An 8712-nucleotide genomic window follows, 5' to 3' on the forward strand; every position below is an offset into this window, starting at 1 on the left:
CCGCGCACGACGGTTTCACACTGCGGGACCTCGTGTCGTACGAGCGCAAGCACAACGAGGCGAACGGGGAGGGCAACCGGGACGGCTCGGACGACAACCGGTCCTGGAACTGCGGCACCGAGGGCGAGACGGACGACGAGCGGGTGCGGGCGCTGCGGCGCCGGCAGCTGCGGAACCTGCTGACGACGCTGCTGCTGTCCACGGGGGTGCCGATGCTGGTCGCCGGGGACGAGCTGGGGCGGACCCAAGGGGGCAACAACAACGCCTACTGCCAGGACAACGAGATCAGCTGGCTCGACTGGGGGCTGCTGGAGGACCCCGGTTGGAAGGCGCTGTTCGAGCTGACGGCGCGGCTGATCGCCCTGCGCCACGAGCACCCGGTGCTGCGCCGGCGGGCCTTCTTCTCGGGCCGGGCGCACTCGGCGGACGGGCTGCGCGACCTGGCGTGGTTCACGGCGCACGGCGGCGAGATGACCGAGGGGGACTGGTACGCGCCGGCCGCGACCCTCGGCATGTACCTCTCGGGCCGTGACATCCCGGGGCGGGACGCGCGCGGCGCCGCCGTCCTGGACGACAGCTTCCTCGCGGTCCTGCACGCGGGCGACCGGCCCGTGGAGTTCGTCCTGCCGGGGACGCCGTGGGCCGAACGCTACGAGGTCGTCGTCGACACGTCGCGGGAGGAGCAGACGGAGGCGCCCGGGGTGGTGCACCGGGCGGGGGCGGCGGTCGACGTGCCGGCGCGGACGGTGCTGCTGCTGCGGGTGGTGGCGTAGGGGGGCCGGGCGGTTTGCGTGGGCGGAGGCGCGTGGTTGCAGGGGGCGGCAGCGGGCGGTCTTAGAACCGATGGCCGAGCGTGGTCCGGCCAAAACTCGGTGGGCGATGTCAGTGGCGATCCGTAGGCTCGCTGCTGATGGCCACGACACGTGCAACCGCCGAGGAACCCGACCAGACCCAGGACCCCGAGCAGCCCCAGGGACCCGAGCCGCACATCGCCCGGCGGGCCGAGGGGCGTTCCGCCGTACGCAGCCTGCTGCGGCTGTGGCCGTACGTCCGGCCCGTGCGGGCGCGGCTGTCCGTGGCCGCGGCCGTCGCGATAGTCGCGTCCTGCGTGGGCCTGGTCATCCCGCTCGTCCTGAAGTGGATGGTGGACGGGCCGGTCGCGGACCACGACCCGGCGGGCGTATGGCTCGGCGCGCTGTACCTGCTGCTGCTCGGGCTCGCCGAGGCGCTGCTGTTCGGGCTGCGGCGCTGGCTCGTGGCGCGGCCGCTGGCGGGGGTCGAGGCGTCGATGCGGGCCGACCTCTACCGGCATCTCCAGCGGCTGCCGGTCGCCTTCCACGACCGGTGGGCCTCCGGTCAGCTGCTGTCGCGCGCCACGACGGATCTGTCGCTGCTGCGGATGTTCCTCGCCTTCCCGCTGACGTTCCTGCTGGTCAACGCGGTGACGATCCTCGTCGGCGTGATCATCATGCTGATGCAGGACTGGACGCTCGGCCTGGTCATCCTCGGGCCCGCCGTGCCCGTGATCGTCACCTGTGTCGCCTTCGAGCGGAAGTACGCGGCGGTCGCGCGACTCGCCCAGGACCAGGTGGGCGATCTGACCACGGTCGTCGAGGAGAGCGTCCTCGGCATCCGGATCATCAAGGGCTTCGGGCGGCACCGCAGCCAGGCGCGGGCGTTCCGTGAGCTGTCCCGGACCCTGCGGGGCACGGAGCTGCGCAAGGCGCGGCTGCTCTCCGCGATCTGGGGCGTCATCATCACCCTGCCCGAACTCGCCATCGGGGCGGCGCTCGTCGTGGGCGTGGTGCAGGTGGCGGACGGCGCGCTCTCCGCGGGGACGCTGGTGGCGTTCCTGTCGACGGCGCTCGCGCTGCGGTGGCCGGTGGACTCCATCGGCTTCCTGCTGGCGATGAGCCAGGAGGCGGCCACCGCGACCGAGCGGTACTTCGAGGTGCTGGACGCCGAGCCGGAGGGCGCCGAGCCGGCGGGCGCCGAACAGGAGGGCGCCGACGACACCGGGAGCGCCCTGTGGCCCGCGGCGGAGGCGGTGCGGGGCGGCCTGGAGTTCCACGGCGTGCGGTTCCGCTATCCCGACGCACCCGCCGACACGCCCCCCGTCCTCGACCGGATCGACCTCCACATCCGGCCCGGCGAGTCCATGGCGCTCGTCGGCGCCACCGGCTCGGGCAAGACGACGCTCACCGCGCTCGTGCCCCGGCTGCACGAGGTGACCGACGGCCGGATCACCCTGGACGGCGAGGACATCGCCGGGATGCCGAGAGAGGAACTGCGGGCGAAGGTCGCCGTGGCCTTCGAGGAGCCGACGCTGTTCTCCGCGACCGTCGGCGAGAACGTCCTGATGGGCGCCGGGCCGGACGCCGGACAGCCCGAGCTGGACCGCGCCCTCGCCATCGCACAGGCCGACTTCGCGCACAGCCTGCCCGACGGCACCGCCACCCAGGTGGGCGAGCAGGGCCTCAGCCTCTCCGGCGGGCAGCGGCAGCGGCTGGCGCTGGCGCGGGCAGTGGTCGGGCGGCCCCGCTTCCTGGTGCTGGACGACCCGCTGTCGGCGCTGGACGTGCACACGGAGGCCGCCGTGGAGGCGGCGCTGCGCCGGGTGCTCGCGGAGACGACGGCCCTCATCGTGGCGCACCGCCCGTCGACGGTGCTGCTGGCCGACCGGGTGGCGCTGCTGTCCGGCGGCCGTGTAGCCGCCGTGGGCACCCACCACGAGCTGCTGCGGACGAACGCCGAGTACGCCCATCTGATGTCGGGCACCGAGGAGACCGAGGGGGACGCGCGATGACGGCGCCCACGACCACCGCGCCGAACAGGGAACCGGACGGCGACGAACGCCCCGTCGAGCAGGGGGTGACCGACCCCTTCGACCACGACGACCTGCCCACCCCGCCGGGCGCCACCCTCGCGCTGCTGCGGTCCCTGCTCGCGCCGATGAAGGCGCGGGTCGCGTTCACGAGCGTGCTGCTCCTGCTCCAGCAGGCGGCGGTGCAGGCGGGCCCGCTGCTGGTGGCGTACGCCATCGACCGTGCCGTCCCGGCGTTCCGGGACGGCCGGCACGGACCGCTGATCACCGTGGGTGTCGCGTATCTGGTGTGCGCGCTCGCGGCCGGCTTGCTGCAGTTCGCGTTCATCGGGGCGTCCGCGCGGGTCAACCAGGACGTGCTGCTGGATCTGCGCGGCCGGATCTTCCGGCACGCGCAGGCTCTGAGCATCGACTTCCACGAGCGGTACACCTCGGGCCGGCTGATCTCGCGCTCCACCACGGACGTCGAGTCCCTGCGGGAGCTGCTCGACGAGGGCCTCCAGGAACTCATCACCGTGGTCCTCGCCTTCGTCTACATCTCGGCGATGCTGCTCTGGCTGGACCTCGGTCTCGGCGCGGCCGCGCTGGCGTCGTTCGTGCCGCTGTACGGGCTCGTACGGCTGTACCAGCGGCGGGCGGCCGGGGTGTACGCGGCCCGGTCCACGGCGATCGCCGCCGTGATCGTGAAGTTCGCGGAGACGATGAACGGCATCCGCCCGGTGCGCGCGTTCCGCCGCGAGAAGGCGAACGACGCCGAGTTCCGGCGCCTGAACAGCCACCACGAGCGCACCAACGGCGACGCCATCCTGGAGATGGCGCGTTACGTCGTCGGCTCCCGCGTGGTCGCCAACGTCACGGTCGCGGCGATCGTGCTGTGGGGCGCGTACCGGGTGGCGTCCGAGTCGCTCGCGCTGGGTGTGCTGGCGGCGGCGGTGCTGTACCTGCGGCGGCTGTACGACCCCATCGACCGGCTCGGCATGTTCCTCAACTCCTACCAGTCGGCGGCCGCCTCGCTGGAGAAGATCGCGGGGCTGCTGGCCCAGCGGCCGTCGGTGCCCGAGCCAAGGGAGGCGAGGGAGCTGCCACCCGCGGTCTCCGGGATGCCGGGCCGCGAGGTCGTCTTCGACGGCGTACGGTTCGCGTACCGCACCGGCGGCGAGGTCCTGCCCCGCTTCGACCTCACCCTCGCCGCGGGCAGCACGGTCGCCGTGGTCGGCTCCACCGGCGCGGGCAAGTCGACGCTCGCCAAGCTGCTGGCCCGCTTCTACGACCCCTCGTCGGGGCGGATCCTCCTCGACGGGGTCGACCTGCGCGACCTCGCGATGCCCGAGCTGCGGCGCGGGGTGGTGATGGTCACCCAGGAGGCGTTCCTGTTCTCCGGCACGGTCGCCGAGAACATCGCCATCGGCCGCCCCGACGCAACCCGCGAGGAGATCGAACGCGCCGCCAAGGCCATCGGCGCGCACGATTTCATCAGCGCGCTCCCCGACGGCTACGACACCGACGTACGCAAACGGGGCGGGCGCATCTCCGCCGGGCAGCGCCAGCTCGTGGCGTTCGCCCGCGCGCTGCTCGCCGACCCGGCCGTCCTCATCCTCGACGAGGCCACCAGCTCCCTCGACATCCCCGGTGAACGGGCCGTGCAGCGCGCCATGTCCACGGTCCTCCAGGGCCGTACGGCCGTGGTGATCGCCCACCGGCTGTCGACGGTGGAGATCGCCGACCGTGTGCTGGTCATGGAACACGGCCGGATCGTCGAGGACGGCACCCCCGCGGAACTCATCGCGGGCGAGGGCCGCTTCGCCGACCTGCATCAGGCGTGGCGGGACAGTCTGGCGTAGAGCAGGCTCGCGGCGCGCGGCGGCCGGCCGCGCACGGCGAACGACGGGTCCGGACCCCACCGCGTCCGGACCGGGGAACGACGGGTCCGGACCCCGCCGTATCCGGACTGAGGAACGTCCGGAATACGATCAGGCCGGACCACAGCACGTCCGTCATACGACCCGCGCGGCATACGGCACGCCATGCGACCCGGCAGGCGACACGTCCGTCCGGCGGGAGAGAACGGGGGGCCGATGATCGACGCGTACGAGGACCCGGGCGTCCCCGACCGCCGGGGCGGGGCCCGCTACCTCTGGTGGCTGGTGCGGAAACAGGCGGGCCGCTCCGCGCTCGGCTCGCTGATCTCCTGCGTGTGGATGGTGCTGCTCGCGGCGACGCCGTACATGCTGTCGCGGGCCATCGACGAGGGTCTCCTGCCCGGCGACCACCGGGCGCTGGTCGGCTGGTCGGCGGCCCTGTTCGGGGTGGGCGCGTTCAACGCCTGGCTGAGCGTCATGCGGCACCGCACCATGACCCGCGTACGGATGGACGCCAACTTCCGCACCGTGAAGGTGGTGATGGCGCACGCGGTCCGGCTGGGCGCGGCGCTGCCGCGGCGGGTCGGCGCCGGTGAGGTCGTCACGATCGGGGTGGGCGACGTCAACACGATCTCGTCCTCGCTGACGGTCATCGGGCCGGGCGCGGGCGCGCTCGCCGCGTATCTGGTGGTCGCGGGGCTGCTGTTCTCCGTGTCCGTGCCCATCGCGACGGTCGTGCTGCTGGGGATGCCGCTGATGGCCGTCCTGGTGGGGCCGTTGCTGCGGCGGCTGCAGGGCACGGAGGCGGAGTACCGGGAACGGCAGGGGGTGCTGACCGCGCGGATCGCGGACCTCGCGAGCGGGCTGCGCGTCCTAAACGGCCTCGGCGGCAAGGGCCTCGTCGCCGACGCGTTCCACCGCGACTCGCAGCGACTGCGGGCGCAGGGCTACCGGGTCGGCTCGGTGACCAGTTGGCTCCAGGCGCTCGGGGTGGGGCTGCCGACCCTGTTCCTCGCGGTGGTGACCTGGCTGGCGGCGCGGCTGGCCGCCCAGGGCGCCATCACCGTGGGCGAGTTGGTGTCGGTGTACGGGTATGTGACCGTGCTGGTGCGACCGGTGTCGTACTTCGTCGACTGGGGGTACGAGGTGAGCCGCGGGGTGGTTGCGGCGCGGCGCGTCATCCGGTTCCTGGACCTGGAGCCGCTGCCGGACCATGGCACGCGGGACGCGCCCGCGGAGCCGTCGGCGCTGCACGACCCCGAGTCGGGCGTACGGGTGCTGCCCGGCCGGCTGACCGCGCTGGCCGGCGACCGGCCCGCCGACGCGGCGCTGATCGTGGACCGGCTCGGACGGTACATGCCGACGGCCGCGACCTGGGGCGGCATCCCCCTCGACGAGATCCCGCTGGCGATGGTCCGGGAGCGGATCCTGGTCGCCGACCACGAGGCGGATCTGTTCGCGGGGCGGCTGCGGGAGCTGCTCGGCGGCCGTACGGAGCCGTCCGACGCGGAGATCGCCAAGGCGGTGCGCGCGGCCGTCGCCGACGACATCGTGCAGGGCCTGCCGGACGGGCTCGACTCTGCGATCGACGCCCAGGGACGCAACCTCTCCGGGGGCCAGCGGCAGCGGGTGCGGCTGGCGCGGGCGCTGCTGGCCGACGCCGAGATCCTGCTGGCGGTCGAGCCGACGTCGGCGCTCGACGCGCACACGGAGGCCCGCGTGGCCCAACGCCTGCGGACGGCCCGCGAGGGCCGCACGACGCTGGTCACCACCACGTCCCCCCTCGTCCTGGACCACGCGGACACGGTCGTCTACCTGACCGAGGGCAAGACGGCGGCCACCGGCACCCACCGCGAACTCCTGGCAACAGAGCCGGGCTACCGCGCACTGGTGGCCCGGGACGCGGGCGAGGACGGGGACGGGGACGGGGGGAGGAGGGCGGTCGTCGGCGCGAGGGCCGAGGGCGGGTCAGGGGCCAGGCCCTTGGCGGAGAACGCGAGGACGGAAGAGAGCGTGGAAGCGAACGCGGGCACGGACGAGATGGCCGCAGAGGAGGCCGTACGGTGACGGCACGCTCCCCCGGGGGCACGACGGACCCCACGTCCGCGGCTTCCGCCGACGATTCCTCCACATACCCGGCGTCCGCCGACGATCTCTCCCCGTACCCGGCGTCCGCCGAAGGTTCCCCCACCGGCGGCCCGTCCTCCTCCCGTCTCCCCATCGCCCGGTCCGTCGACGTGCGGCGGGCCGCTGTGCGGCTTGTGCGGGGGGACGGGCGGGCGTTTCTCGCCGTGTTGGCGTTGAACGGGGCCGCGGCCGGGATGGGGCTCGCCGGGCCCTGGCTGTTGGGGCGGATCATCGACGAGGTGCGCGGCGGGGGCGGCGTCGGCGCGGTGGACCGGCTGGCCCTGGCCATCCTGCTGTGCGCGGTGGCGCAGCTGCTGCTGGCCCGCTGGGCCCGTTATGTGGGGCACCGGTTCGGCGAGCGCGTCCTCGCGCGGGTCCGCGAGGAGTTCGTGGAGCGTGCCCTCGCCCTGCCCGCGTCGGTCGTGGAGCGGGCCGGCACCGGCGACCTCACGGCGCGCGGCACCGCCGACGTGGACACCGTCGGCAAGACCCTGCGCGACTCGGGCCCCGAGCTGCTCATCAACACCGTGCAGGCGTTGTTCCTGATCGGCGCGGTCTTCGCCCTGGACCCGCTGCTCGGTGTGTGCGGACTGGTAGGCCTCACCGGCATCTGGTTCGTGCTGCGCTGGTACCTGCGCCGGGCGCGGGCCGGGTATCTGGCGGAGGGCGCGGCCGGCTCCGAGGTCGCGGAGATCGTCGCGGCCACCGCGTCCGGCGCGCGGACGGTGGAGGCGCTGCGACTGGAGCGGCGGCGGATCGCCGCGAGCCGGGACGCGCTGGAGGTCTCCCGGCGCCGACGTTTCCACACCCTGTTCCTGCGGACGGTGTTCTTCCCGGGCGTCGAGGTCTCCTACCTCGTGCCGGTGGTGACCGTCCTGCTGGTCGGCGGGGTGCTGCACGAGCGCGGTGCGATGAGCCTGGGCGCGGTGGTCGCGGCGGCCCTGTATCTGCAGCAGCTGAGCGGCCCGCTGGACGAGATCCTGATGCGGATCGAGCAGTTGCAGTCCAGCGGCGCCTCGTTCGCCCGGGTCGAGGGGCTGGCCCGCGCGCCGCGGGCGGTCCCGGTGCGGTCGCCGGAGCCGGTGGACGACCGGATCGACGTGACCGGCGTGCGGTACGCGTACGAGCGGGGCGGCGAGGTGCTGCGCGGTGTCGACCTGACCGTACGGCCGGGTGAACGGCTGGCCGTGGTCGGCCCGTCCGGCGCCGGGAAGACCACCCTGAGCAGGCTGCTGGCCGGTATCGACGCGCCCACGGAGGGCTCGGTGACGGTCGGCGGGGTCCCCGTGGTCGGCCTCGGCCCGGAGCGGCTGCGCCGTCAGGTCGTCCTGGTCACCCAGGAGCACCATGTGTTCCTGGGGACGGTCCGCGACAACCTCCTCATCGCCGAACCCTCCGCCACGGACGAGGAGTTGTGGGCCGCGCTGACGGCCGTGGGCGCCGACGGCTGGGTCCGCGACCTGCCCGACGGGCTCGGTACCCGCCTCGGCGAGGGCGGTCGCCGTACGGACGGGTCGCAGGCCCAGCAGCTGGCCCTCGCCCGGGTGGTCCTCGCGGACCCGCACACGCTCATCCTCGACGAGGCGACCGCCCTGCTCGACCCCGCCACCGCGCGCCACACCGAACGCGCCCTCGCCGCGGTCCTGGAGGGCCGCACGGTCATCGCGATCGCCCACCGCCTGCACACCGCGCACGACGCGGACCGGGTCGCCGTCATGGAGGACGGGCGTCTCACCGAACTGGGCACCCACGACGAGCTGGTGGGCGCGGGCGGAGCGTACGCGGCGCTGTGGGAGAGGTGGCACGGCTAGAAGGTCGATGAAGATCTTGGTGAGGGGCTGTCCGGCCGTCAGGCCGGACAGCCCCTGTGGTCATGTACCGGCCGGTGCGATGTGCCAGGTG

The 8712-nt window shown here is 73.8% G+C and carries 4 protein-coding genes and 1 pseudogene; all 5 read left to right on the forward strand.

Annotated elements, in window-relative coordinates; translation table 11 throughout:
- Positions 1-773: pseudogene (locus tag M8J73_RS40850) on the forward strand (glycogen debranching protein GlgX); the annotation flags it as partial.
- Positions 774-910: 137 nt separating this feature from the next.
- Positions 911-2806: an ABC transporter ATP-binding protein gene (locus tag M8J73_RS40855; RefSeq protein WP_063799209.1), complete on the forward strand. Its 1896-nt coding sequence runs from the start codon at positions 911-913 to the stop codon at positions 2804-2806.
- Positions 2803-4665 carry an ABC transporter ATP-binding protein gene (locus M8J73_RS40860; protein WP_055538747.1) on the forward strand — a complete coding sequence of 621 codons (1863 nt, stop codon included), beginning with the start codon at positions 2803-2805 and terminating at the stop codon, positions 4663-4665. The genes M8J73_RS40855 and M8J73_RS40860 overlap by 4 nt, the downstream gene beginning before the upstream one ends.
- A 234-nt stretch (positions 4666-4899) precedes the next feature.
- The gene (locus M8J73_RS40865) at positions 4900-6750 is read left to right on the forward strand and encodes an ABC transporter ATP-binding protein (protein ID WP_249829775.1); all 1851 of its coding nucleotides are present in this window, start codon (positions 4900-4902) and stop codon (positions 6748-6750) included.
- Between the two features lie 152 nt (positions 6751-6902).
- Positions 6903-8621 carry an ABC transporter ATP-binding protein gene (locus M8J73_RS40870; RefSeq protein ID WP_249829776.1) on the forward strand — a complete coding sequence of 573 codons (1719 nt, stop codon included), beginning with the start codon at positions 6903-6905 and terminating at the stop codon, positions 8619-8621.
- The last annotated feature ends 91 nt before the right edge of the window (positions 8622-8712 follow it).

The sequence above is a fragment of the Streptomyces neyagawaensis genome, assembly GCF_023516595.1.
Lineage (GTDB): Bacteria > Actinomycetota > Actinomycetes > Streptomycetales > Streptomycetaceae > Streptomyces > Streptomyces neyagawaensis.